Here is a 24,704-nt window from a genome sequence, read left to right as displayed (position 1 = left end):
TCACAAGCCGGTTAAAGGTCATCAGGCTGTCCTGTTTAGAGTATAAAACACCTTCCTTCAAACTTAAGCCAATTAAAAAAGCGTCATGACATAATTTCAGTCATGACGCTTTTCTGCGCGGATAGAAAACTTCCCCTCAGACCTGCCATGAAGGAGTTCTCCTGCTGGGCCCGGGGCCAGCGGGATCTTCCAGCCTACCTCTTCCACTGATGCCTGCCGAGTTGAAGCGGAGTTTTCTACATGTATCAGCAACAGACTTTAACGCAGCTAAATAATATAGATCTGAAACTTTAAAGCTGCTTTTTTGGCCGGATAGAATAGAGCAGAAGAGCGGACCATATCAGGATGAAAGAAATGAGGTGCACGGTTGTAAATGGTTCCCCGTAAAAAACCACTCCGAGTATAAGCATCGTCGTAGGTGCAATGTACTGAAGGAACCCCAGCAGGGAAAGTGCAATTTTTTTAGCAGCACTTCCAAAAAGCAGAAGCGGAATAGCAGTAGCTATACCAGTTCCTGCAAGCAGCAGAGGAGTCCAGCCTGTACCTGCATGCATAATACCGGAAGCTGTTTCATGCACGAACAGCAGATAGCCTAATGCGAAGGGCATCATGAAAAGCGTTTCTATAATCAAGCCGGTCATAGCACCGATCTGCGTCTGTTTTTTAACGAGACCATACATACCAAAGCTGAAAGCCAGCGTTAAGGCGATATAAGGGACGGTACCAAAGGAAAAGGTTAGTATTAAAACACCAAGAAAGGCCAGTCCAACTGCAGAACGTTGTCTTGTAGATAAAGACTCCTTAAAAAAAAGAACCCCGAGCAGAACGTTAATCAGCGGGTTAATATAATACCCTAGGCTGACTTCCACAATCCGTTCATTTGCAACTGCCCATATGAAAAGGACCCAGTTAATGCTTATAAAAAAAGCAGAAGTTAAAATGCCGACGACAATTTTAGGATGTGCTGCTATGTAACGAAGGTCTTCTGCTAAAAGCGGAAGACGTTTTAATAAGATAAACAGACCGATTAAGAAGAGCAGAGACCAGACTATACGGTGGGCGAGAACTTCAAAAGCGGGTACATGATCGATCCATTTCCAGTAGATCGGGAGCAGCCCCCAAAGGGAATAGGCGCCAATTCCTGCTGTGATACCTTGACTGCGTTCATTCTGCTGTACCATTCCATACCCCCTGCCATGTTAAAATCCCTTTTCCCAATGTATCCCGAAACCCGAAAGAAAACAAGGAGGAAGCATAATTAAAACATTACAAGACTTTAAAAACAGGCTTGTTCTTTCATCTTTTCCTTAATAAGCAGGCTCCCTTGAAAATAAAGTAGATAAGCAATGAATGGGCTCTTTCGTTCCCGTGGGGGGGCGATTTCCGGCGGGCCGGCCTCAGATAATTCCGCCCTCTCTTTGGTTGGAAATGGTGAGGCTTGTCTTTCCTCGTCTAAGTGTCGCCCATGTTCTTTACAGGTAAAGAAAAAAAGACGTTCAACCAAAGGGCTTTTTGTATTTGAAAATCAAAACGAAACGGAGTTTAATACATTTATCAACACCAGCTTTAACACACCTAATAAGATAGAAATCGGAATAGTTGCACTGACCATTTCAAAAGCCGTATACTTTTCAAATCACATGCGTTTTGAAAGTCAGAATTCACATATCTGTATAGATAACTTGAAGGCTCTTTCTGTAATCAACATTTAAAACTCTGTTAGTGCCTGAAGCTGGCATGAAATCTCTTCTATGGCAGGCAGGAATCGATGTTGGCAATACTTCTAACCGATCCAAAATTAAAGGAACGAAATAAAGAGAGGAAGTGAGAGTATGAAAGCAATGCTGTTAAATAGTGCCGGTTCCTGGCGTGACATGAAAATCGAAGAGGTTGAAAAACCGAAACCGAAAGAAGGAGAAATGCTCGTCCGCATAAAAGCAGCCGGACTTAATCCTGTTGATTATAAAAGTGGAGAAAACGGTATCCCAACCTGGAAATACCCGCATATTCTCGGTTTAGATGCAGCCGGAACTGTTGAAGAAACGGGGCCGGGGGTGGATCGGTTTTCCATCGGTGACCATGTCGTATTTTTAAATGATATGACTGAATGGGGGGCATTTGCGGAATTTGCGGTAACAAAAGCTTTTGCGGCAAGTAAACTTCCGTATAATGTATTGTTTCAAGATGCAGCTGCCCTTCCAGTAGCCGGTTATACGGCCTACCAGGCACTGTTTCATAAACTGCGTGTGAAAGAAGGAGAATCTATCCTTATTCATGCAGGTGCTGGTGGTGTCGGAGGATTTGCCATTCAGCTTGCGAAACAGGCCGGCCTGAAAATTTTTACAACAGCAAGGAAAGAAAATCATGATTATGTAAAAAAATTAGGTGCTGACGTCGCGGTTGATTATACTGCTGAATCCTTTGTGGAACGTATACAGGAAGAAACAGGTGGTATAGGGGTAAACTATGTCCTGGATACAGTAGGATCTGATAATGCTACGAAATCTTTAGATATTCTTGCATATAATGGGCATATTGCCTTTATAGCAGGCGCTCCGAAAATGGATGAATTTATTGATTTTTCTCACCCGGTTTCGTTTCACCACGTTGCTTTGGGCAGTGTTTACCAGTCCAGGAACGTAAAAGAACAAATGAAAATTGCAGAAATCGGAAATCATATGCTGGATTTATTAAGCGACGGAAAACTTGAAGCAATGGTGTCCCAGAAAATACCCTCGGTCGATATTCCACAGGGGCTTGAGCAGCTGGAAACCCGCAGAGTCCGTGGGAAAATAATCTCCGAATGGTAGAAATATTATAATGAGAAAGGGATTCTACCACTTACCTGGTATTTTAGAGGACACAAAATGCCTTCGTGACAGATTCTGTCACGAAGGCATTTTTAGTTTTCTCAAAAGTTTTTTCCGTAATGAACAAACAGAGCGGAGATCAGCTATAACATTATTAAGCTCTATAAGGCTGGAACCTGTATTTGAAATTGGACAGCAGGGGACCGGAATTAGGAGTCATTTAAAAATGCTGCCGCTGTGCGTTCCCCTGCTGCTTAACGTACATTATACAAACTATTAAGACGAAAAAGTATGTGAAATTGTGTGAATGATATTTCTAAAATTATAAGAATGGAGCAATAAGATTTTTTATGGAATACATAAGAAAGCGAAGACACTGTTGAAACAGCAGTTCATTTTACCGGATTCCATTTTAAAGTGACCGGGAGAGCATGCTTTTAACCTGCAAAATTATAATCTGGTTGACAATACCATATGGGGTATATAGAATAAGGGGTACAGGTATTTCATGTTTTGGAAAGAAGGGATTAGCTTGAAGCAGCCAGCGTTTTTAGAATGGTTATTTCATTACAAAAAAGAAAATTTAAAAGGAGACATAACAGCGGGAATTATAGTTGCTATTATGCTTGTTCCACAAGGGATGGCCTACGCCATGCTTGCCGGAATGCCGCCTGTTAATGGCTTGTATGCAGCAACAATACCGATTCTGCTCTACGCTCTTTTGGGAACGTCAAGACAGCTTGCGGTAGGCCCTGTAGCAGTTGTCTCTTTACTTGTTTATGCAGGAATTTCGCCGCTCGCTGAACCAGGTTCTGATGAATACATTACACTCGCTGTGGTTTTAATGCTGATGGTCGGGGTGATTCAGCTGTTAATGGGAGCACTGAAACTGGGCTTTATCGTGAAATTTTTCTCGCATGCTGTTATTAGTGCTTTTACGTCTGCAGCTGCCATCATTATCGCATTCAGTCAATTGAAGCATGTACTTGGTATACCGCTGGAATCTGAACATACGCTTATGATGATAGGAGAAGCGGCAGGAAAGTTGGGAGAAGTCAACAGCTGGGCACTCTTGATAGCATTAGGGAGTATTACGCTGATGCTGATCGTTAAACGGTTCATCCCGGCGTTACCGGGTCCGCTTGCAGCTGTTCTTTTTGGAATTGCCCTTGTTTATTTGTTTCAACTGGAAGGGCAGGGGGTATCAATAATAGGAGAGGTTCCGGGAGGCCTGCCTTCCTTTGCACTACCTGTTATTAGTGTGGATGTCTTACTGACACTCCTGCCAACAGCTCTGACGATAACTTTCATAGGCTTTATGGAATCCTTCGCTATGGCTAAAGTAATTGCTGTAAAAGAAGATTATCGTCTTTCTGCAGACAGGGAACTTTCCGGTCTTGGTCTCGCTAACGCGGGGGGAGCATTTTTTGGTGGCTTTCCAGTAACAGGGGGCTTTTCGCGTTCGGCAGTCAACTATGATTCCGGGGCGAAAACTCCACTTGCTTCCATTATTACAGCTGTGCTGATTATGATGACGCTGATATTTTTCACCGGTGCGTTTTACTATTTACCTAATGCCGTCCTGGCAGCGATAATCATCCTCGCTGTTTATAAACTGATAGACGTAAAAGAGGCGAAATCTCTTTTTAAACTGCGTCCAATCGATGGATTTATATGGGTAGTAACTTTTGCCTCAACACTGATTATCGGTGTCGAGCAGGGGATCATTATCGGGATTGTTTTTTCCCTTCTCGTGTTTATCTGGCAGAGTGCATACCCGCATACGGCAGAACTCGGATATTTAGAAGATCATAATATATATCGCAATGTCAAACGATTTCCGGAAGCCGTTACTAAAGAGGGGGTATTTGTACTGCGGATCGATGCCCCGCTTTATTTTGCCAACGCCGGATTCACAGAAGACCGGCTCGATCAGGCTCATTATGAAAAACCGAAGCTTACGCATATTGTTCTGGATTTCTCAGGAGTTAATTCGATCGACGCTGTGGCACTTCACGAAGTGGAAAAATGGAAGCACGATTTTGACACAAGGGGCATTGCTATAACTATAGTGGAAATGAAAGGACCTGTACGTGATATATTCAGAAAAGCAGGCTGGAAGGAAGAAGACCTTCACCGGACGATCCAGGATGTCGATCCGCTGCGGGCTTGACGAGATATTTCAGGCAGGTTATAATATACCCATACACGTATTTAGAGGAGGAGATTTTTCATGTTTCATTCTACAGTAAATTCGCCATATTCCGTTGAAGACACGGTAAATAAATTAAGTGAGGCTTTTCAGGATAAACAGTTTGGAGTCCTCTGGGATTTCGATGCTAAAGCTAAATTAGATGAAAAAGAGGTCGGTCTCGATAATAAGTTTCGGATCCTCGAAGTCTGCAATCCTAAAATTGCAAAACAGGTCCTTACGGAAACAATGATCGCAGGTTATTTCCTTCCTTGCAAAGTGGTCGTTTATGAAGAAGATGCTCAGACAAAAATCGGCATGCCGCGGCCAACGGTCCTCATGGAGCATGTGGACAATGAAAAAGTGCAGAAAGTCGCTCAGGATGTAGAAAATACGATGGAAGCGGCGATGAACGAAGCCGTAAAATAAGAATGTGAGGGAATAATAATGGAATATACACCGCAAATGAAAAACCGTGTTAAGCGTGTGGAAGGTCAGGTGAAGGCTGTTCTGCGGATGATGGAGGAAGGCAAAGACTGCAGGGAACTCGTCGGACAGATGTCTGCAGCCCGAAATGCTATGGATCGTGCTATTGGTGTAGTGGTTAGTTCTAATCTGGAGCAGTGTGTGCGTGATCAGATAGAAAACGGGGAAGATTCAGAAGAAATGATCCAGGAAGCCGTAAATATGCTCGTTAAGAGCCGTTAGAAGCCGTTAAACACCAGCTGGCAAGCAATTAATGGCGGCAGAACATCAGATTTTCTGCCGCTCTGCCGGCCTTTTTTAAGAGATATGATTCAGTAAATAAAAAAAGAGATAAGTGTTGACAATAATATACCCCTACTGGTATAAGTATATATAGAGTAACTAATAAAACGTGCAGGAGGATGACATGGAACAGACAAAATCAACCAATATTATTTTATTCAGTGGTGACTACGATAAAGCAATGGCAGCATTTATCATTGCTAACGGAGCAGCCGCTTATGACCACGACGTGACTATTTTTGCAACATTCTGGGGGCTTAACGCTTTTAGAAAAGACGAGAAAATGACGCTTCCAAAAGGAAAAATGGAAAAAATGTTCGGCAGAATGATGCCGCGCGGAGCTGAGAAAATGGGGCTCTCCAATATGAACTTTGGCGGTATGGGACCAAAAATGATTAAAAAAGTTATGAAAAAGCACCAGGCAATGCCACTGGCTGATCTAATGGAGATGGCCAAGGAACAGGATATTAAACTTGTAGCCTGTACGATGACGATGGATCTTCTCGGACTTCAGAAAGAAGAACTTATAGATGGCATTGAATACGGAGGAGTAGCCGCTTATCTGGCAGAAGCAGAAGACGGAAATGTGAATTTGTTTATTTAGGAGGAAGGAAACAATGAGAGAATGGACAGCCAAGGAAGTAGAAAGCAGACTTAATGAAAATCTACAGATGATTGATGTGCGGGAATATGAAGAAACACAATCCGGAATAATTCCAGGAGCTAAACATATCCCCCTTGGAGAAATTCCAGACCGGTTAAATGAAATTGATAATACGCAGGTATTATTGATCTGCCGCTCGGGTGCCCGGAGTGAGAGAGCAGCACATTTTTTACAAAAACAGGGTTATGATGTCGTTAATATGACAGGCGGAATGACGTCCTGGAAAGGGAAGACGCTGAAACCTCAGCAATAATTTGTTAATTAATTATATACCCTTACGTGTATTAGTATTATAGAGGAGGATTTAAAATGGATATTAAAGTAAACGAACATTTGGATGCAAAGGGGCTTGCATGCCCGATGCCAATTGTAAAAACAAAAAAAGCGATTGCCAGCCTGGAACCAGGTCAAGTTATTGAAATTCAGGCTACTGATAAAGGTTCAACAGCAGATTTGGAGGCCTGGTCCAAAAAAGCAGGTCATCAATATATCGGTACCAGTGAAAACGGAGAGGTGCTATTTCATTACGTTAGGAAATCCTCTGCAGAAGAGCAGGAGGAAAAAACGTATCCGCACGTCATTGATAACAAAGAGCTTCAGGAGAAATTAACCGGGGATGTGCAGGTCATTGATGTACGCGAATCAGCAGAATATGCTTTCTCCCATATACCGGGGGCTGTCTCAATACCGCTCGGGGAATTAGAAGAGCGATCAGGCGAGCTTGATAAAGATAAAGAAACGTTTGTGGTCTGCCGGACCGGCAATCGCAGTGATATGGCAGCACAGAAACTTACTGATGCAGAATTTAAAAATGTAAAAAACGTGGTGCCGGGAATGAGTGGCTGGGAAGGTCCAACTGAATCTAAACAATAGATATTAACGAAGAAATTAAAAATAATAATTCATTCCAAGGAGGAATATTAATATGGCAGTAAAAGCATGGAAAGCATCAGAAGTAGCACAACGTGTAGTTAATAAGAATGATTTATTTATCCTCGATGTTCGTAATGAGGATGCCTACAAGGACTGGAAAATCGAAGCAGATTCATTTCAATATTTGAACATTCCTTATTTTGAACTTCTTGACGGAGTAGAAGAAATTATGAAAGAAATTCCACAGAATAAAGAAGTTCTTGTTGTTTGTGCCAAAGAGGGATCTTCTCAGATGGTGGCAGAAATGCTTTCAGACGAAGGAATGGACGCAGCATACCTTGAAGGCGGTATGAAAGCATGGAGTGAGCATTTAGAGCCGGTTAAAGTTGGAGACCTTCCAAACGGAGAACTTTATCAGTTTGTAAGACTGGGTAAAGGCTGCTTATCCTACATGGCTGTTTCCGGTAATGAAGCAGCTGTCATCGATGCTGTAAGAATGACTGATACCTTTCTTCAATTTGCTGAAGAAAAAGGCGTTGAAATTAAGCACGTCTTTGATACGCATCTTCACGCCGATCACATTTCGGGTGGACGGGAAATAGCAGAAAAAACAGGTGCTGTTTACTGGCTCCCTCCGAAAGATGCAGAAGAAGTAGTATTTGAATATGCTGCTCTGGAAGATAAGCAGCAGGTGAAAATAGGGGAAACTTCAATTGATATTAATGCCCTTTATTCTCCCGGGCACACGATCGGTTCTACATCTTTTGTAATTGATAACCGGTACCTTCTAAGCGGAGATATCCTATTCATTGACTCCATCGGCAGACCGGACCTCGCCGGAAAAGCGGATGACTGGGTAGGGGACCTTCGTGAAACGCTTTACAGTCGTTACAAAGAACTTTCCCAAGAGCTGATTGTCCTCCCTGCCCACTTTATGATTATGGAAGAAGTTAATGAAGATGGCAGTGTTCAGGAAAAGCTGGGGACGCTATTCGAGAAAAATCACGGCCTTAATATAGATGATGAAGAAAAGTTCCGTTCTCTTGTAACCGAGAATCTTCCGCCTCAGCCGAATTCTCATCAGGAAATTCGTCAAACTAACATGGGAAGAATTACTCCTGAGCTTGAGAAGAAGCGTGAAATGGAAATCGGACCGAACCGATGTGCAGTTAAAGCATAAAAAGATAGAATTACAGAAAAATTTAACAAACTATATGGAGGTTATATATATGAACGCAGCTAAAGTATTAGATGCAAAAGGTCTGGCTTGTCCAATGCCGATCGTAAAAACAAAGAAGGCAATGAACGATATTGAATCAGGAGAGATTCTGGAAATTCATGCAACGGATAAAGGTGCAAAAGCGGATCTTGCAGCATGGTCTAAATCCGGCGGGCACGAACTCGTGGATCAGTCGGAAGAGGGCGAAGTGTTAAAGTTTTGGATTAAAAAAAAGTAATTATAACACGGCTTAACTAATGTGTAGTACTGAAACGCAGTGAATCTGCTGCGCAAAAAAATCGCCCCTTTTAATGATAGGTTTCTTCCTGTCATTATAAAGGTCAGGCGATTTTTTTGTGCGTTGGCGCAGGTTTACTCAAATAAAGCAGAAAACATACAGATTTTCGTTTATACGATTAATAAAGATGAGTATAATTGGCTGCGAAAAGAAATTTACTTAAATGGGTTTCTGCAAGTCCGTTATGTTATAGTAAAAATACTGAATAAGAGGAAAGTGGGGGAGACTTTGGCATATAAAAATAAAGCGTTTATCGCTCTTGAAGTATTCTTTCTCATCATTGGTATTCTACTGATAACATCTGCAGCTACCGGTCTTCTTGTTACAGACAGAGGCCTGTTATATATTGGACTCGGTGTTTTCATTACAATTGGAGCTTCTTTTAGACTTATTTCTGCTGCCCGTGCTCCTGGCATAGGAAGAAAAACTTGAGAATACTCGTCTTTGGTGACACTCATATGCCGAAGAAAGGATCCTCTCTTCCGGAAGAACTGCAAAAAGCCTTCAGCAGCGCAGACCTAATTATTCATACCGGAGATTGGCAGACTGTAGAAGTGTATGAAAAACTGAAGGCAGATACATCTGTAATCGGAGTTTATGGGAACGGGGACGAGAAGCAGCTGCAGGCCGATCTTCCTGCACAGGTGATAATGAACGAATGCGGGTATCGAATTGCAGTGGTTCACGGCCATGAAGGAAAGGGAAGTACTACAGAGAAAAGAGCAGAAAACGCTTTTAAAGGTAAAGCGGATATTATTTTGTTCGGACACTCTCATATCCCTTACCTGCGTTACCACGGGAAATCCCTGCTCCTTAATCCTGGTTCAGCGACAGACCGGCGGCGCTCCCCCTATTTTTCATTCGCATGGCTCAGGTTGTCAGAAGAAGGAATAAAAGCAGAACACGTCTTTTTTTTATAAAGATGGAATATCTCCAGTGTTCGTGTTATGATGAACAGCGGAATAAACTGCATAATACCCGTCCTGAACGGAAGAGGTTCTAGCTAAACCCTCTATAAAAAACTAGGTCTCCATCCGTACCTGTACTATTACTGATGTAATTTTATACCGGGGTGACTTCGTTTTTAAGCTGGAATCTTTTCAGCTGGCGGAGTCACTCTTTTTTTATTTTACAAAACACTAAAGGTCTTAAAATATATACTCTGTCAATATTCTTTGTTGTTATTTTAAAAATCCACTGCCGGTCTTAATACAACATTCGACTTTAGCAGAGCCAAAATAAAAAAGACGATATACGTATTTTTATAATGAAACTGTCAAAAGACAGTAAAATAAAGGAGCATCACTTTATGTTAAAAGAAGAAAAAGCCGTGGTTGTTTTCAGCGGGGGCCAGGACAGTACGACATGTCTGTTGTGGGCTCTTGACCGCTTTGCTGAAGTAGAAACAGTTACGTTCAATTACAATCAGCGCCACAGCCGGGAAATTGACGTAGCAGAAAAAATAGCCGCCGACTTTGGCGTAAAACATACCGTACTTGATATGAGTCTGTTAAATCAGCTTGCTCCAAATGCGCTTACCCGCAGTGATATCGAGATTGAACAGAAAGAAGGAGAACCGCCCTCGACGTTTGTGGAAGGAAGAAATCTTCTATTTCTGTCATTTGCAGCTATTCAGGGCAAACAGCACGGGGCCCGGCATATTATTACCGGAGTTTGTGAAACAGATTTCAGTGGATACCCGGACTGCAGAGATGCATTTGTAAAATCTTTAAACGTGACGCTGAATCTTGCTATGGATTATGAGTTTGTTTTACACACGCCGCTTATGTGGCTCGATAAAGCAGAAACATGGAAACTTGCCGATGAGCTCCACGGGCTTGATTACGTAAGAAACAATACGCTTACCTGCTACAACGGTATTCTTGCAGATGGATGCGGGGAATGCCCTGCCTGTATTCTCCGCCACAACGGCCTGCAGACCTATCTACAAAGAAAGGAAACGTGATCTCATGTTTGGATTCCGTATCGTTGAAGAACTTCAGAAACTCGGGGAGGATATTCAGAAAAAAGAGCTTAAATATCACAGCAGACGTGTCATGATTTCGAAAGAATTTTCCTTTGATGCGGCTCACCATCTTCATGAATACGAAGGGAAATGCAAAAACCTCCACGGACATACTTACCGCGTTGTATTCGGTATCAGCGGGTATGTGGATGACATTGGAATTATGATTGATTTTGGAGATATTAAAGAAATATGGAAAGAAAATATTGAAACGTATCTAGATCACCGGTATTTAAACGAAATGCTCCCTCCAATGAATACAACTGCAGAAAACATGGTCGTCTGGATTTACGAACAGATGGAACAGGCATTGCAGGAAAGAAATAAAGCAGGGAATCAGGAGCTGCGGACGGAATTTGTGAGACTGTTTGAAACTCCGACAAGCTACGCTGAAATTACCAGGGAGTGGATGCGCAATGAGTAAAGCACTTCCTGTTTTAGAAGTGTTCGGTCCGACCTTTCAAGGAGAAGGTATGGTTATAGGTAAAAAAACAATGTTTGTCCGTACAGCCGGCTGTGATTATTCCTGCAGCTGGTGTGACTCGGCCTTTACGTGGGACGGAAGTGCGAAAGACGAAATCCGCAGGCTCACCCCGGAAGAGGTCTGGGAGGAACTGACGAACCTGGCACCAAATAATTTTTCCCACGTTACTATTTCCGGCGGAAATCCAGCTCTTCTGAAGCACATGGGGTCCCTGATCGAACTTCTGCATGAAAATAATGTGGAAGCAGCATTGGAAACTCAGGGCAGCCGGTGGCAGGAGTGGTTTCTGCAGGTCGATGATCTGACAATTTCCCCGAAACCGCCAAGCTCATTAATGAAAACGAACTTTACTATTCTTGATGATATTATTGATCGATTAACAAAAGCAGGCAGAGACGGTTTTACGAGTTTGAAGGTTGTCATTTTTGATAAAAAAGATTTTGACTATGCGAAACAGATTCATCAACGCTACCCGCATATCCCGTTTTATCTTCAGGTAGGAAATGAAGACACCGGAGACGAGAAAAAAACAGAAGATCTTACGTCCAAGCTGCTTACTAAATATGAGGAACTGGTGGACTGGACGATGGATGATCCGGAAACCGTCAATGTCCGTGTGCTCCCCCAGCTGCATACGCTCGTCTGGGGAAATAAGCGCGGCGTATAATAATTGCTTCACGCTTATATGAAACGCTGTTTTTTCCGAAAGAAATTTGATATAATATTTTCCGGACTTCTCACACGCTAATTGAAAGGAAAGGAGTATATAACCGATGGAAAAACCAGCATATCGCGTATTACTCTATTATTTGTATACAGATATTGAAGCACCGGAAGAAAAAGCGCAGGAGCACCTGGAATACTGTAAAAGCATCGGTCTGAAAGGACGTATCCTTATTGCCTCTGAAGGTATCAACGGAACTGTTTCAGGGACATATGAACAAACCGAACAGTATATGAATGATATGAAAGCTGATCCCATGTTTCAGGATATTATCTTTAAAATTGATGAAGCGGATAAGCATGCATTTAAGAAAATGCACGTAAGACCCCGGCAGGAAATCGTTACGCTTCGCCTGAATGACGAGGACGTGGATCCCCGGAAAACGACAGGCAACTATCTCAGCCCTAAAGAATGGTACGAAAAAATGCAGGACCCAAATACTATCGTACTGGATGCAAGAAATAAATATGAATTCGATCTGGGTCATTTTGATGGGGCTGTTCGTCCGGACATCGACTATTTCCGCGAGCTGCCGGAGTGGGTGGATAACAACCGGGAGCTGTTGGAAGGTAAAGAAATTATGACTTACTGTACAGGCGGAATCCGCTGTGAAAAGTTTTCCGGATGGCTTGTAGAAAAAGGATTCGATAACGTAAATCATCTTGAAGGCGGCATCGTGTCGTACGGAAAAGATGAAGAAGTGAAAGGGAAACTATGGAACGGACAGTGCTATGTCTTTGATGAGCGTATCAGTGTTCCGATTAATCAGGAGGAGCATGTTATTGTCGGGCGTGACCATTTCACAGGAGAGCCTTGCGAACGATATATTAACTGCGCCAATCCGGATTGTAACAAGCAGATTTTAACCTCGGAAGAAAATGAAGCGTTTTATCTTGGCGGATGCACACATGAGTGCCGGGTTCATCCGCGGAATAGGTACGTGGAAACGCGTCGGATGACGGATGAGGAATTCGAAACACAGTTAAAGAAAATCGACGAGTACGAAAGTGCTTTTCAAAAGTAATTTTTATAAGCAGCTACCTTGGAAATAAAGTAGTTAAGTGTGAACGTGCGCTTTCGTTTCCATGGGGGCGCATGGCCGGCCTCAGCTGATCCCGTCCTCCTTTCCATCGGGCGGTGTGGTGCTCGTTTTTCCTTCATCGCCCCATGTCCCCTCCAGCTTACGGTAAAAAGATAGAGAAGTATCTGCCATCTAACAAAGAAAATCCCTTCTTGAAAATCATTCATACCACCTTTATAGATGGGAAATGCCCTTCCTGTAAAAGGGCATTTTCATCCTTCATGGTGCAAGGCTTTTGCATGAGTGTCTCTGTTAATGTTTATTGTGTTTATTAATGAGCGGCTGCCAAAAACTTCTATAAAATGATACTGAACTTTTATGGAGCATTACAAAAAGCCTCGTACCTTATCAATTAATTGATGAGACACGAGGCTTTTTAATTGAAGGTGTGTTAAAGGCTGGTTTTTATTAAATAGGCTCTGTTAAAGCTTTAACAGAGCTATTAAATAAGGTGATCTTCTGTTTGTAAATGGGAGGGTATAATAATGTCGTTAATTGTCGAATGATTATCCTTTTATTTTATATATTCCCTGTTAAAATTAATCGACAATACATTTCATGGATAGAAAGAAAGGGGGCTTCCCCAATGCTGGAACCACTTATTATTTTCTTTGCCCAGCTGTTATACGTGCCTGTTTTAACTCTTCGAACGATCATGATGGTTAAATCCCAGAAAGGTAAAGCTTCCGGTCTTGGCGTACTTGAAGGGATCATTTATGTAGTTGCTGTCGGACTGGTATTAAGTGATTTAACAAATTATTATAATATGGCTGCCTATGCTCTTGGTTTTGGAGTCGGACTGTACATTGGAGCTTACGTCGAAGAAAAACTGGCTATTGGTTATGTTACGATTGAAGCTAACATTCCCCAGTCAAACGAAGAACTTGTGAATCGCCTTCGCGAAGTGGGTTTTAGTGTTTCCACTTCTAAAGTTCAGGGGATAGATGCCGAGCGGTATTTATTGCACTGTACAGCGAGACGAGATCGTGAGAAAGAATTTTATAGAATTATTGAATCCTACGAAGAAAAGGCTTTTGTTGCCTCTTTTGAACCCCGCAGTTTTAAAGGCGGTTATATTACAAAAGGTATGAAGCGGCGCTGGGAACTATTTAACCGGCGGAAGCAGAACAAAAAATCAGCATAAAAAAAGAAGCACGGGATTTACGGTGCTTCTTTTTTTATGCTTTTCACTCATGCCTTGCTTTAATTCGTGCTGTAATGTTGTCCAGATCATCAGGCTGCAGAAATTCCACTGGAGAAGCCTCTTTATCAAAAGAGAAATATTCTCCTTCCAGAATAACGACATAACGTTCGCCTACTTTTGCAATGTGGAGGTTTTCCCCAAAGTCTTCAAGCAGGGCATCAATTTTCAAATGATCCAGTTTAAGGCGCAATTTTACTTCTGGATTTTTTTCAAGAATCGGTCTGGCCACTTCTTTCACCTGTTCTTCCTCCCAGCGTTCCTGAAGCGTTCTCTCCTCTGTATTAGCCCATGCTTCCAGTACTTCTTCCTCTGCAATTCGTTCCTCGCTGTCTTCTTCAAAAGAAGACAGAACAAATTCCTGGGCAGACTCTACGACTTCCTGGGCGGCCATTTCATTTTTTGTTTTTGGGTATTCCACGTAGGCAAGAAAATCTTCAAAGTAGTGGGCATGAGAAGCTTGATGAATTTTCACTTCCCACGGTTCTATGAGTCCTTCCTGAGGCATGTGGGGAAATTGCACCGCTTTCATCCCTTTTGTGGATATAGCTTTGTTCACTTGCCGAAGAAGGTCATTTTCATCTCCCAAAGTAACGATGTGATCTTCAAAATCACATTTGGCAAGCAGGATGAAAGACTGACTCGACAGCTCGGGGAGTGAGGCTTTCACTATAAGCATAACTCCACCCCTGGCAGAATTCGTGTGGATATAGGCATCGATAATTTTTGCTGATTCATCTGTAAATGAGTCTGAATCTTCCGTTTGGCGGACCCGTTCCAGCATGGCATAATTCGGATTGGAAGCCAGTTCAAAACCAGGCTCCACGATAAAGCGGCCCAGTTTAGTAGCTGATTTAGGAGAAGATGGATGTCTTTCAGCTTTTCTCAGGAACATTTTTTTAAATTCTTCGTGCAGAAAAGTTTCTACGGCACTGTCTGTATATTCTCTCTCAGAAAGAGTGGACTGGTGAACAGCTGTTTTCCCGCTTCCTTCAGAATCTTTGATCTGGAAAAAAGCGGCGAAATTTATGTGAAGATCCATGTGTATGAACTCCTTTATAAAAATATAGTCTGGCAAAATTCAATGTTAGTGTGTTTAGGTCAGGCATCCAGAAAAGATTCAAGCTTTCTTTAAACAACTTCAGACTTTATGAAAACTGTAGAAGAATTAACATGTAACATCAAATGTATTTTTTTGAAATGAAATTTCCAGACTACCGTAGTGTATCACATTTTATAGAGATATAATTTTTTCGCAGTTTTAATAAATGGAATATTATTTGAAGACTGCTTATTAAATAGGAAGAAACTCGATTAATACAAAGCATTTTAGCAAGTTGATATAATTTGTTTTTTCTAAATTATATAAATAAAATTAATATTCTAAAAACATTGTTTACTTCTATGTAACAATGTAGTAAATTTGAACGAGGGAAAATTATTGTTACATATTGTCGAAATTTGAAATTAAAATAAAAAGGGGATAATTAAAATATGAAAAAAAGCAGAAAATTAAAAGTTGTAACGGTTATGGCAGCTGCAGCAATGATGACAGCGGCATGTGCGAGCGAGCCGGACAATAGTGGAGCAGATAATGGAGCAGCACCTGATAACGGGGGAAATAACGAGGCTGCTGAAGATGGGGACAGTGCTGGTGATGGAGAAGCGGAAGAGCTTGCTGGAGGCAACGACTTAATCATCGGTACCCTCTCCGATATTTCTTCTCTTGACCCGCACACGACAAGTGACGTCCCTTCCGGTAACGTACAGATCAATATCTTTGAATCTCTTACAAAATTTAATGAGGATCTTGAATTGCAGCCCAATCTTGCAGAAAGCTGGGAGGATGTAGAAGCTGATGTGTGGGAGTTTAAACTTCGCGAAGATGTCACGTTTACAGACGGAACAGAATTTAACGCTGAGGCTGTTAAAGTGAATATTGAACGACTTCTTGATCCGGATGTTGCTTCGCCGCGGGCAGGGCAGTTCGAAACGATTGAAGAAGTGGAAGTAGTTGACGATTACACCGTCCGTTTCCATCTTGAAAATCCGTTTGCAGCTCTTCCTGCTCATTTGTCCACTTATCCTTCCAACATAGTTTCTCCTGAGCTTATTGAAGAAGACTATGCGAATATGGAAGATGACGGCCAGCCGGGGGATATCATTAACGAAAATCCTGTTGGTACGGGAATCTTTACATTCAACTCATGGGAGCCGGGTGATCGTGTCGTTCTTGATGCGAATGAAGATTACTGGGGTGAAAATGTAAATGTTGACTCTGTTACGTTCAACGTTGTTCCAGAAGATTTAACCCGGATCGGGGAAATGGAATCCGGTGCAGCGCATATTATCGACCCGGTGACTCCGAGTGATATGTCTCGTGTGGAAGAAACGGATGGAACAAACGTCTATCAGCGGGAAGCTGCAAGTATTACTTATATGGGTTTCAATGCGGAAAAGGAACCTTTTGGCGATGAACGGGTGAGAAGTGCAATTGACCTTGCTCTTAACAAGGAAAATATGCAGGAAGGGGTTCTTGAAGGCACAGGGGAGCCGGCAAATGGACCGATTAATTCTACGCAGTTCGGCTATTCAGAAAATATTGAACCATCAGCACAGGACCTTGAGGAAGCACAGTCTCTCCTGGAAGAAGCAGGATATGAGGATGGTTTTGAAACGACTCTTTGGACAAATGACAGCCGGGAACGTATGGATATTGCAGAACTTGCACAGGCTGACTTGGCCCAGATAGGGGTGGATGTTACGATTGAAGTCCTTGAATGGGGCGCTTATCTGGATGCTACAGCCGAAGGGGAACATGATATGTTTATTTTAGGTCTCAGTCTTCCGACGATGGACGCTGACTATCCGCTTCATGAATTATTCCACTCTGACAGTGTAGGAGAAGGGAACAGATTCTTTTACGCAGATACAGATTACGATGAAATTATTCAACAGGCTCGTATTGAAGAGGATGAAGATGCTCGATTATCACTTTATGAAGATGCAGTTAACCACCTGAACGCTGCATCTCCTGCTTCTTTCCTTTATCACCCGGATCATATTATGGGTCATCGTGATGAAATTTCCGGTTTCTGGGCAGACGGATCTGGTCTTTACCAGCTTCAGGATGTAGAAATTGAGCAGTAATTAGAAGCAGAAATAACTTCCTGAGAAATCCGAATCATCTATTTGGATATTGTAAGGGCGTCATGACGAATCATTTGTCATGACGCTCTTTACGTGTTCCCACGGATAAGTCTGTGGGTGCAGCCTGGTTTAGTATTATGGTGGAAGAAAGGCTTTCAATACTTTATTTTTAGGCTGCCTTGAAAATAAAACAGATAAGCAATGAATGGTCGCTTTCGTTTCCATGGGGACGCTTTCCGGGCGGGCCGGCCTCAGCTAATCCCTTCCTCCCTGCGGTCGGAGGGATGGATCTTCAGCTCGTCCTTGATCGCCCCGGAGTCGCCCCATGTACACTCCAGCTTACGGTAAAAAGATAGAAAAGTATCTGCCGCCTACTAAAGAAGATCCTTTCTTGAACATCATTCATACCACCTTTATAGATGGGAAATTCTATTCTTGTAAAAGGGCATTTTCATGCTTCATGGTGCAAAAATATTTGCATGAGTGTCTCTGTTAAAGCTCCGTGTTGTTATTGGATTGCCTGCGGCTTCCCTTGCGTCCGGGAGGATCTTCCCGCTTTCTTTTTCCGCAGGCCTCTTGAAAAATCGCCCTGGCACTGGTTTCTACCTTGGTACCTCCTTGATTCAACCAGCGGGCTTTCTGTATGGGAGAATTAAAACGAAGCGGAAACGTGCCCGTGGAAGAAGGAGATTGGAGGATCCCGGAGGGCATAAGCCCGAGTTATCATGAACGAAACTGGCACCCTATCCGTAAATACGTAGGTTAATCGGGTATAGAGATCTGTAAGAACCTCTTATCCCATCAGAGCTACATTACGAAAGGAGCCAGCTTATCATGAATGATACCACAAAATTTGTTGGTCTGGACGTCTCCAAGAACACGATTGCTGTTGCGATCGCCGATGCAGGTCGAGATGCTCCTCGCTTTTGGGGCACCATCCCGCATACGGTAGAAAATGTTCGAAAGTTGATGCGTAAACTCGGTCCATCGGATCGTCTGCGTGTCTGTTATGAAGCCGGTCCTACGGGCTATCCATTGTATCGGCTGCTACTCTCTCTCGGTATCTCTTGTGACATTATCGCCCCCTCTCTCATTCCCCAACGACCGGGTGAGCGGGTGAAAACAGATCGTCGGGATGCGCTTCGGCTCGCACAGCTGTATCGTGCCGGAGAGTTAACCTCGATTTACGTGCCGACGGAAGCAGATGAAGCACTGCGCGATCTGGTGCGTTGCCGGGAAGATGCAAAAGAAGATGAACTTCGGGCCCGTCAAAGGTTGAGCAAGTTTCTCCTGCGCCACGAGCTTCGACCGCCGCAAGGCGTAAAGCGCCAAACGAAAAAATACAGAGAGTGGTTAGATACACTGAAGTTCTCTCAGGATACCCTGCGGGTCGTTTTCCGGGAATATTACCATCAGCTCAAGGAAATGGAACTACGCGTGCAACGGCTGGAAGACGAAATCTATACCCAGTCGATCCAAGGTGTGCACGCCTCCATGATTCAGGCACTTCAATGCCTCAAAGGGGTGGCACTCATTACAGCCATCGGAATTGTCGCAGAAATTGGGTCCTTTCATCGGTTCCGCACTCCCGGACAATTGATGGCATACGCTGGCCTCGTCCCCTCCGAATACTCGAGCGGAGAACGGCGGAATCAGGGAGGCATTACGAAAACCGGCAATCGGCATATACGTCGTTTGTTGGTGGAGGCAGGGTGGAGTTACCGCTATTCCCCGGCGGTCAAGGGAGACTTGAAAAAGCGACAAGTTGGCAGTTCTCCCGCAGTGCAGTTGATCTCCTGGAAAGCGCAAAACCGGCTTCATAAAAAATTTTACCGCTTGCTCTCCAAAGGAAAAGAAAGTCACAAAGCCGTTACTGCCGTCGCTCGGGAACTCCTTGGTTTCATCTGGGCGATCTCTCGAGAAATCGACCCGTTGCCACCCGCCAGTGACCAAATGTAATGCGTTTCTTCTCGGAAATACACCCGATAGATGAGCCCAGGGCTCGAAGGCAAAGGGGAAAGACCGGTAAGGAACATCCACGTGCTTCCTCTGTGCTAGTCCGGCTTCACCGGATGAACGCACGTCCCGAGTTAGTGGAAACGTCCTTAATCCGGAAAGAGACCATGTGAGAACCCACGGATATCAGAGTGCGAACCGTCGCCACTATTTTTGCCTTCGTGCCGTGTGCTTACCTTTACGGGCACGCCGAAAGAAAAGAGGAGGAATTCAAGCGATCCGAAAGAACACGAAAACTTGAAAAAGAAGCCGAAAGGCTTTGGTTCTTTAAGTCGGGCAAAATGTAATACCAATGGCAAAGGGAGTTCTTCTCTTGACAGTTTCGTTCATATCAGGAAGCTGGAAAGCTCCTCCACGGCAGGCCTGCCGGGTTGTTGTGAAGTTTTTTACATTTATCAACACTGGACTTTTAACAGAGTTTATTTTTAAGGCACCCTGTAAAAAACAGGGTCTTCCCTTCCTGGTTTATATTCGCCAGGGGAGCTGCTGTTTATTCTTAACTGTCCGACTATATTATCGTAGGTATACCAACGAGAAAAATGATAAAATATAAAGTGAAAGATCGAATGAAGGGGGTTCGATGATGAGGAATACAGCGACAGCTACGTTTGGATTAGGTTGATTCTGGGGACCGGATGGCCAGTTCGGCCGTCTATACGGAGTCGTTCGTACAAGAACAGGATATGCAGGCGGAGAATCTGCGACACCAACTTACCGCAGTATGGGAGACCATACCGAATGTATAGAGATTGATTACGATCCTTCTGTACTCTCCTATGGAGATCTGCTAGATCATTTCTGGTTGATGCACAGTGGAGTCAACCATGGCTATAAAGCGAGACAGTATTTGTCTCTGGTGCTTTGGCGCACGGAAGAAGAAAGAATAACAGCAGAAGCAAAGAAGAAAGAACACGAAGCGGAAAAAGGGTATCCTGTAGAAACAGAAATAGCTGCCTTCTCACATTTTACACAGGCGGAAAATTACCATCAGAAATTTTTCCTGCGCAGATTTAATAAAGCTTTTAAACCGCTGGAAGCTTATTTTGGATCGGAGAAACAGCTGATAGATGCCACAGCTTCAGCACGGCTGAATGCCGTCGCTCATGGAAATTTATCAATGCAGGAGGTTTATGAGGAATTCAAACTGGATCCTGAATTGTCAGAAGTTCTGCGCTCAGTTAAATGGTAACTGAAATTGAAGGAGTATTGTGTATGGAATATCAGGATTTTTACAGGCAGTCGCCGTATGTGAAAACAGAAAAATCACGTTTTCAAAAATTTGCATCCTGGTGGAAAAAAAGGCTTAAAGTCATGGCAGCCTGGGATGAAGACCTTGAGGGAGTTATATTAGCCATGTACGCAGCCAGTATGGCGGCTGCAGCGATAGCTGCTCTTGCTATGCCCACCGGCTTAGGAAGAGCAGTGGATCTAATTGTGTTCATGTCTGCTAATACAGCAGCTTTTGCAGGAATCAGTTTTGCTGCAGCTTATCTTTTGTCGCTGCTTTATGTACCGCTGCCGAGACTTATATTAAGTGCCTCGGCTTATACCGCTTTTCTGGCTTATTACATACAGGATGAAGCTAACCTTGGGGTTTACTTCACTTCGATTATGACCGGAATATTTATAATAAGTGCATATGTTTTAGGAGCATTGCTGCAAATATGGATGAGCCGTCTTCCTGCTCCTAAAAAGCTCATCTACAGCTTTATTCCTGTCTCCTGGTTTCTGCTGTTGATTTTCTTTCACCCTACAATTGAGGAGCACGATGCGACCTCCACTTTCACTTCCAGTGAAGGAGTTTCTACTGTGCAGACGGCCGACCCGGGAGAGCCGGGAGGATATAATGCAGAACTGATTTATTATAGTAATGGTGAAGACCGCCATCGGCAACACTTCGCAGAAGGAACAGATATCCTTTCCGAAAGTGTCGATGCTTCCCGCTATTTCTCTGATGATGAATGGGAAAACTGGAGGACATCCTTCTGGGGATTTGATGATTCAGCTTTTCCATTAAACGGAGAAATGTGGATGCCGGAAGGGGAAGGACCGTTTCCGGTCGTACTGATGACGCATGGCAACCACCGCATGGAGAATTTTTCGGACGCCGGCTATACCTATCTCGGAGAACATCTTGCTTCCCACGGTTATGCTGCAGTATCGATTGATCAGAACTTTGTGAACTATTCCAACTGGACAGGCAGCCCTAATGAAGATATGAAGCTGCGGGCTTGGCTTTTTATGCAGCATCTTCTGGAATTGCAGAAGTTTAATGAAGAAACAGAAACACTTCAGGGACGCCTTAACATGGATCATATTGCTTTAATAGGTCATTCGCGTGGAGGACAGGCTGCTGCAATGACTGCCGAGTACGAGAAGTTTTTTGAAGAGGATCCTGCACTTGAAGGTATGGATGAGCTGGAGATCACTTCCGTAATCGGCCTGGCTCCTACAGACCAGCAGGTAGATGATATGCGTCCCGCTCCAGTTAATGTTAATTATTTATCTCTTCATGGAGCAAGAGATGGAGACGTTCATAATTTCCGGGGAGACAGGCAGTACGGGCGGGTTGAACTTGACGGTTCAGGAGATTTCATGAAGGCAGCTGTATATGTGGCTGAAGCAAATCACAGCCAGTTTAATACTGATTGGGGAAGAACGGATATGCGACTTCCTGGAAGTTTGTTTTTAAGCCGGGAGCAGATGATGGAGCCGGAAGAACAACAGAAACTTGCTAAAGTATTTACGACCGCTTTTCTGGAAACGACGATTCGGGGAGAGGAAGAATACGAGCAGTTGTTCCGTGATGTCCGCACTGGTCGGAACTGGCTGCCGGATACGCAGTATGTAACCCGCTATTCCAATTCTGCTTATTCTCCTCTCGTCACTTTCAACAGGGAAAATGATAGAGAGCAGTTTCCTGAAGGAGTAACTGCGTCTGGAAATGATTTTGAAAGCTGGCAGAAAGTCTCCACCCTTGATAGAGCCGGCAGCAGAAAAGCTCCGGATGGGGTGCAGCTGGAATGGGAGACAGAAGCTTCCTACCATCTGGAACTTCCAGATGGATACGCGGAAGATTATTTCAATGAAAACAAGAGCTATTTTTCTTTTTCAATGGCACAGATGGATCGGGAATTGAGCGGGAATGACCGGGGAACGACAGATCCGGAAGTGTATTTGCGTTTTACCTTCAGAAGTGGAGAAGAAACATTGATTAATGTGGAGGATTTCTATACTATCCCTTCTTCTATATGGACCCAGTATTCGCGTTATCCTTTTCTTGAAGACTACTTTCGGGATGGTAAATATGAAGAACCGATTGAACCGGCTTTTCAGACTTATCTTTTTGAGACGGAACTTATTGAACAGGGACAGGATCTTTCAGAGCTTGAACAGATTACGTGGGAATTCCAAAACGGGCCGGGTAGTTTAGTAATCGATGAGATAGGTTTTTTAGAAGATTAAAGGAATTTTCTGCGGAGATATTTTTATATTAAAAAAAGCGTTATGACGTAAATTTCGTCATGACGCTTTTTCTATGTTAATTTCAGCTTACAAATAATCTTCCTTTTTTTCGAGCGCCTGCTGAAGATCATTTAAAAATTGCTGATTATACGAAGCAGTATGAAAGGGGCGTGCCTTGGCCAGTTCGATCATCGTCTGGCAGCGCGGGGTAGTGCAGACAGCTGCCTTGGCTTCGACTGGAAGGACGTAGGGGCGGCGCTTTTTACATTCCGGACAGGTCGCCCTCACAAGATGGGCGATTGGTTTTTTCTTGAAAACTCCATCCGTTTCATCTTTGGACAGTCTGGACTCCTGCTGAAATAAGTAAGCATTCGTTGCAGCGCGTCCAGTTCGTTTGATCAAAGTTTCAAGCTTGAGGGCTGGTTTTTTATTTTTTACCGGCCGTTTTACTACCTTGATGCGGTCGTACCTGTCGGCTTCCAGCAGTCCGTAACCAGCTGGAATTTCACTTTTATTGAGCAGTCCCTCCGGTGTAAGAATGTAAGCATAGTGAGATGCCGTATGATATCCAAAATCGCTTTTAAGAACATCATCTCGCAGGAAATCCTGACGGGTAGCCTTCACTTCAATGATTCTGGATTCTTTCCGTTTCATATTAATACCAACAGCATCAGCTGTCCGTTTTCTTCTTTGAATACTCAGCTTTACTTCCGCCGCACAAAGATCTGTCATTTTATCTTTAAGCCAAAGCACAGCCTGGTGTTTCAGATGTTGATGTACAGTGCTTTCCATTATCTTTTTTCCTCCAGTTAGCAATTGAATTAATTAAAAAGCAGCACGTCAGCCAGGAAAAGAGCTATGAGAAGGGCTTGAATTAAACCTTTTGCAAATGTACTCGCCAAAAAACCAAAAAGAGTACCTACAGCTACTTTTGCAGCTTCTTTTGCTGGCTTTTTCTGTGCTACTTCTGTAAGCATGACGAGTGCAAACGGCACGATAAAGATGCCGAAAGGAGGAATAATAAACGTTCCCACTATCAGGCCGACTGTAGCAGCTGTCATTCCGTAAGTGCTTGAACCATATTTTTTTACGAAGAACATGCTGGCCGCGTAATCAGCAATAAATAATACAATGGTAAGCATGGCAAACGACACCCATGTCCACCAGCTGACAGCGCCTCCATCAATTAGAAATGCGTATAGTGCCACAGCACCCCATATGAGCAGTACAGAAGGTATAATCGGGAATAAAAGACCGATGAAACTGAGTATGAATAATGCGGCAATAACTGTCCAAATTAATATTTCCATGGTTTATTCTCCTTAAAGCAGAGGGGAAGGTCGATTGGCATATCCCTGCAGTTTTTTCATTAAATGAGGGGCGGTGCGCAGAACGTAGTAACTCTGCCCCTTTTTCCCCCGGTAAGCATTGTTTTTCACAAGCAGTCCCTTTTCTTCAAGTGACGCAGCGTGCGTGGTTACCACCTGAACAAGACAGAGATGATCCTTATTCGTGTGTTTAATCATCTGCCACAGTGTTTTCTTTTCATGCTCAGGAAGGGTGCGGACCTTCTCCCAGATTTTCCGTTCTGACGCTGGCAGGTCTTCAGCAGTTAATTTCAATCCCCCCACCTCCACTTCTGTGCTCGTAAATGATAGAACGTCATAACTATAGTATAATGGAAAACGCAGACAATCAAAATGATGAACACATATTTTATCCCCCTTGAAGGAG

Annotated in this window: 24 protein-coding genes and 1 pseudogene; 20 read left to right on the top strand and 5 right to left on the bottom strand. The window is 43.4% G+C overall.

Going from position 1 to position 24,704, the window contains the following annotated elements:
- Positions 1-290 precede the first annotated feature (290 nt).
- Positions 291-1,181: an EamA family transporter RarD gene (gene rarD / locus FTX54_RS10395; protein ID WP_147804977.1), complete on the bottom strand. Its 891-nt coding sequence runs from the start codon at positions 1,179-1,181 to the stop codon at positions 291-293.
- A 651-nt stretch (positions 1,182-1,832) separates the two neighbouring features.
- Between rarD and FTX54_RS10390 the strand changes: the two genes are divergently transcribed.
- The 16 genes from FTX54_RS10390 (at position 1,833) to FTX54_RS10315 (ending at position 14,282) form a co-directional block, all read left to right on the top strand.
- A complete protein-coding gene (locus FTX54_RS10390) occupies positions 1,833-2,810 on the top strand; it encodes a zinc-binding dehydrogenase (RefSeq protein WP_147804975.1) in 978 nt (325 codons plus the stop codon).
- A 532-nt stretch (positions 2,811-3,342) separates the two neighbouring features.
- Positions 3,343-4,983, top strand: a complete 1,641-nt coding sequence (locus tag FTX54_RS10385; RefSeq protein WP_246125702.1) for a SulP family inorganic anion transporter — start codon at positions 3,343-3,345, stop codon at positions 4,981-4,983.
- Between the two features lie 60 nt (positions 4,984-5,043).
- Complete coding sequence (locus FTX54_RS10380) at positions 5,044-5,430, top strand: DUF302 domain-containing protein (RefSeq protein ID WP_147804973.1); 387 nt, start codon at positions 5,044-5,046, stop codon at positions 5,428-5,430.
- An 18-nt stretch (positions 5,431-5,448) separates the two neighbouring features.
- Positions 5,449-5,709, top strand: coding sequence for a metal-sensitive transcriptional regulator (locus tag FTX54_RS10375; protein WP_147804972.1), 261 nt, complete (start codon positions 5,449-5,451; stop codon positions 5,707-5,709).
- A gap of 184 nt (positions 5,710-5,893) precedes the next feature.
- Complete coding sequence (locus FTX54_RS10370) at positions 5,894-6,373, top strand: DsrE/DsrF/DrsH-like family protein (protein WP_147804971.1); 480 nt, start codon at positions 5,894-5,896, stop codon at positions 6,371-6,373.
- A 13-nt stretch (positions 6,374-6,386) separates the two neighbouring features.
- Complete coding sequence (locus tag FTX54_RS10365; RefSeq protein ID WP_147804970.1) at positions 6,387-6,686, top strand: rhodanese-like domain-containing protein; 300 nt, start codon at positions 6,387-6,389, stop codon at positions 6,684-6,686.
- Between the two features lie 56 nt (positions 6,687-6,742).
- A complete protein-coding gene (locus tag FTX54_RS10360; protein ID WP_147804969.1) occupies positions 6,743-7,306 on the top strand; it encodes a sulfurtransferase TusA family protein in 564 nt (187 codons plus the stop codon).
- Between the two features lie 52 nt (positions 7,307-7,358).
- Positions 7,359-8,486, top strand: a complete 1,128-nt coding sequence (locus FTX54_RS10355) for an MBL fold metallo-hydrolase (protein WP_147804968.1) — start codon at positions 7,359-7,361, stop codon at positions 8,484-8,486.
- Positions 8,487-8,535: 49 nt separating this feature from the next.
- Positions 8,536-8,763 carry a sulfurtransferase TusA family protein gene (locus FTX54_RS10350; RefSeq protein WP_147804967.1) on the top strand — a complete coding sequence of 76 codons (228 nt, stop codon included), beginning with the start codon at positions 8,536-8,538 and terminating at the stop codon, positions 8,761-8,763.
- A 288-nt stretch (positions 8,764-9,051) separates the two neighbouring features.
- Complete coding sequence (locus FTX54_RS10345) at positions 9,052-9,255, top strand: hypothetical protein (RefSeq protein ID WP_187254658.1); 204 nt, start codon at positions 9,052-9,054, stop codon at positions 9,253-9,255.
- Entirely contained in the window at positions 9,252-9,743 is a 492-nt protein-coding gene (locus FTX54_RS10340) for a metallophosphoesterase family protein (RefSeq protein ID WP_147804965.1), read from the top strand. The genes FTX54_RS10345 and FTX54_RS10340 overlap by 4 nt, the downstream gene beginning before the upstream one ends.
- 389 nt (positions 9,744-10,132) lie before the next feature.
- Positions 10,133-10,789: a 7-cyano-7-deazaguanine synthase QueC gene (gene queC / locus FTX54_RS10335; protein ID WP_147804964.1), complete on the top strand. Its 657-nt coding sequence runs from the start codon at positions 10,133-10,135 to the stop codon at positions 10,787-10,789.
- Positions 10,790-10,793: 4 nt separating this feature from the next.
- On the top strand, positions 10,794-11,273 hold the full coding sequence (gene queD / locus FTX54_RS10330) for a 6-carboxytetrahydropterin synthase QueD (protein WP_147804963.1): 480 nt from the start codon (positions 10,794-10,796) through the stop codon (positions 11,271-11,273).
- Entirely contained in the window at positions 11,266-12,000 is a 735-nt protein-coding gene (queE, locus tag FTX54_RS10325) for a 7-carboxy-7-deazaguanine synthase QueE (RefSeq protein WP_147804962.1), read from the top strand. The genes queD and queE overlap by 8 nt, the downstream gene beginning before the upstream one ends.
- Before the next feature lie 106 nt (positions 12,001-12,106).
- Positions 12,107-13,081, top strand: a complete 975-nt coding sequence (locus tag FTX54_RS10320) for a rhodanese-related sulfurtransferase (protein ID WP_147804961.1) — start codon at positions 12,107-12,109, stop codon at positions 13,079-13,081.
- 643 nt (positions 13,082-13,724) lie between these two features.
- On the top strand, positions 13,725-14,282 hold the full coding sequence (locus FTX54_RS10315; protein WP_147804960.1) for a DUF2179 domain-containing protein: 558 nt from the start codon (positions 13,725-13,727) through the stop codon (positions 14,280-14,282).
- A 43-nt stretch (positions 14,283-14,325) separates the two neighbouring features.
- On the opposite strand, the gene FTX54_RS10310 is transcribed toward FTX54_RS10315, so the two are convergent.
- Positions 14,326-15,381 (bottom strand): DUF3900 domain-containing protein, encoded by a 1,056-nt coding sequence (locus FTX54_RS10310; protein WP_147804959.1) that lies wholly within the window; start codon positions 15,379-15,381, stop codon positions 14,326-14,328.
- A gap of 452 nt (positions 15,382-15,833) precedes the next feature.
- Here FTX54_RS10310 and FTX54_RS10305 point away from each other — a divergent pair, with 452 nt between their 5' ends.
- The 4 genes and pseudogenes from FTX54_RS10305 to FTX54_RS10290 all read left to right on the top strand — a co-directional run bounded on the left by FTX54_RS10305 (position 15,834) and on the right by FTX54_RS10290 (position 22,970).
- Positions 15,834-17,489: a glutathione ABC transporter substrate-binding protein gene (locus FTX54_RS10305; RefSeq protein ID WP_147804958.1), complete on the top strand. Its 1,656-nt coding sequence runs from the start codon at positions 15,834-15,836 to the stop codon at positions 17,487-17,489.
- An 834-nt stretch (positions 17,490-18,323) separates the two neighbouring features.
- Entirely contained in the window at positions 18,324-19,448 is a 1,125-nt protein-coding gene (locus tag FTX54_RS10300) for an IS110 family transposase (RefSeq protein ID WP_147805360.1), read from the top strand.
- A gap of 691 nt (positions 19,449-20,139) precedes the next feature.
- Positions 20,140-20,694 (top strand): annotated as a pseudogene (locus FTX54_RS10295) (peptide-methionine (S)-S-oxide reductase); the annotation flags it as partial.
- 23 nt (positions 20,695-20,717) lie between these two features.
- Positions 20,718-22,970 carry an alpha/beta hydrolase family protein gene (locus tag FTX54_RS10290; protein WP_187254687.1) on the top strand — a complete coding sequence of 751 codons (2,253 nt, stop codon included), beginning with the start codon at positions 20,718-20,720 and terminating at the stop codon, positions 22,968-22,970.
- An 87-nt stretch (positions 22,971-23,057) separates the two neighbouring features.
- Here the strand turns inward: FTX54_RS10290 and FTX54_RS10285 are convergent, their stop codons facing one another.
- The 3 genes from FTX54_RS10285 to FTX54_RS10275 are packed head-to-tail and all read right to left on the bottom strand — an operon-like array spanning position 23,058 to position 24,592.
- Entirely contained in the window at positions 23,058-23,762 is a 705-nt protein-coding gene (locus tag FTX54_RS10285) for a hypothetical protein (RefSeq protein ID WP_147805297.1), read from the bottom strand.
- 29 nt (positions 23,763-23,791) lie between these two features.
- Positions 23,792-24,280 carry a DUF456 domain-containing protein gene (locus FTX54_RS10280; RefSeq protein ID WP_147805298.1) on the bottom strand — a complete coding sequence of 163 codons (489 nt, stop codon included), beginning with the start codon at positions 24,278-24,280 and terminating at the stop codon, positions 23,792-23,794.
- A gap of 12 nt (positions 24,281-24,292) precedes the next feature.
- Entirely contained in the window at positions 24,293-24,592 is a 300-nt protein-coding gene (locus FTX54_RS10275; protein ID WP_147805299.1) for a hypothetical protein, read from the bottom strand.
- Positions 24,593-24,704 lie beyond the last annotated feature (112 nt).

The sequence above is a fragment of the Alkalicoccus halolimnae genome (genome assembly GCF_008014775.2).
Lineage (GTDB): Bacteria > Bacillota > Bacilli > Bacillales > Salisediminibacteriaceae > Alkalicoccus > Alkalicoccus halolimnae.
This window is presented reverse-complemented; position numbering and strand designations above follow the sequence as displayed.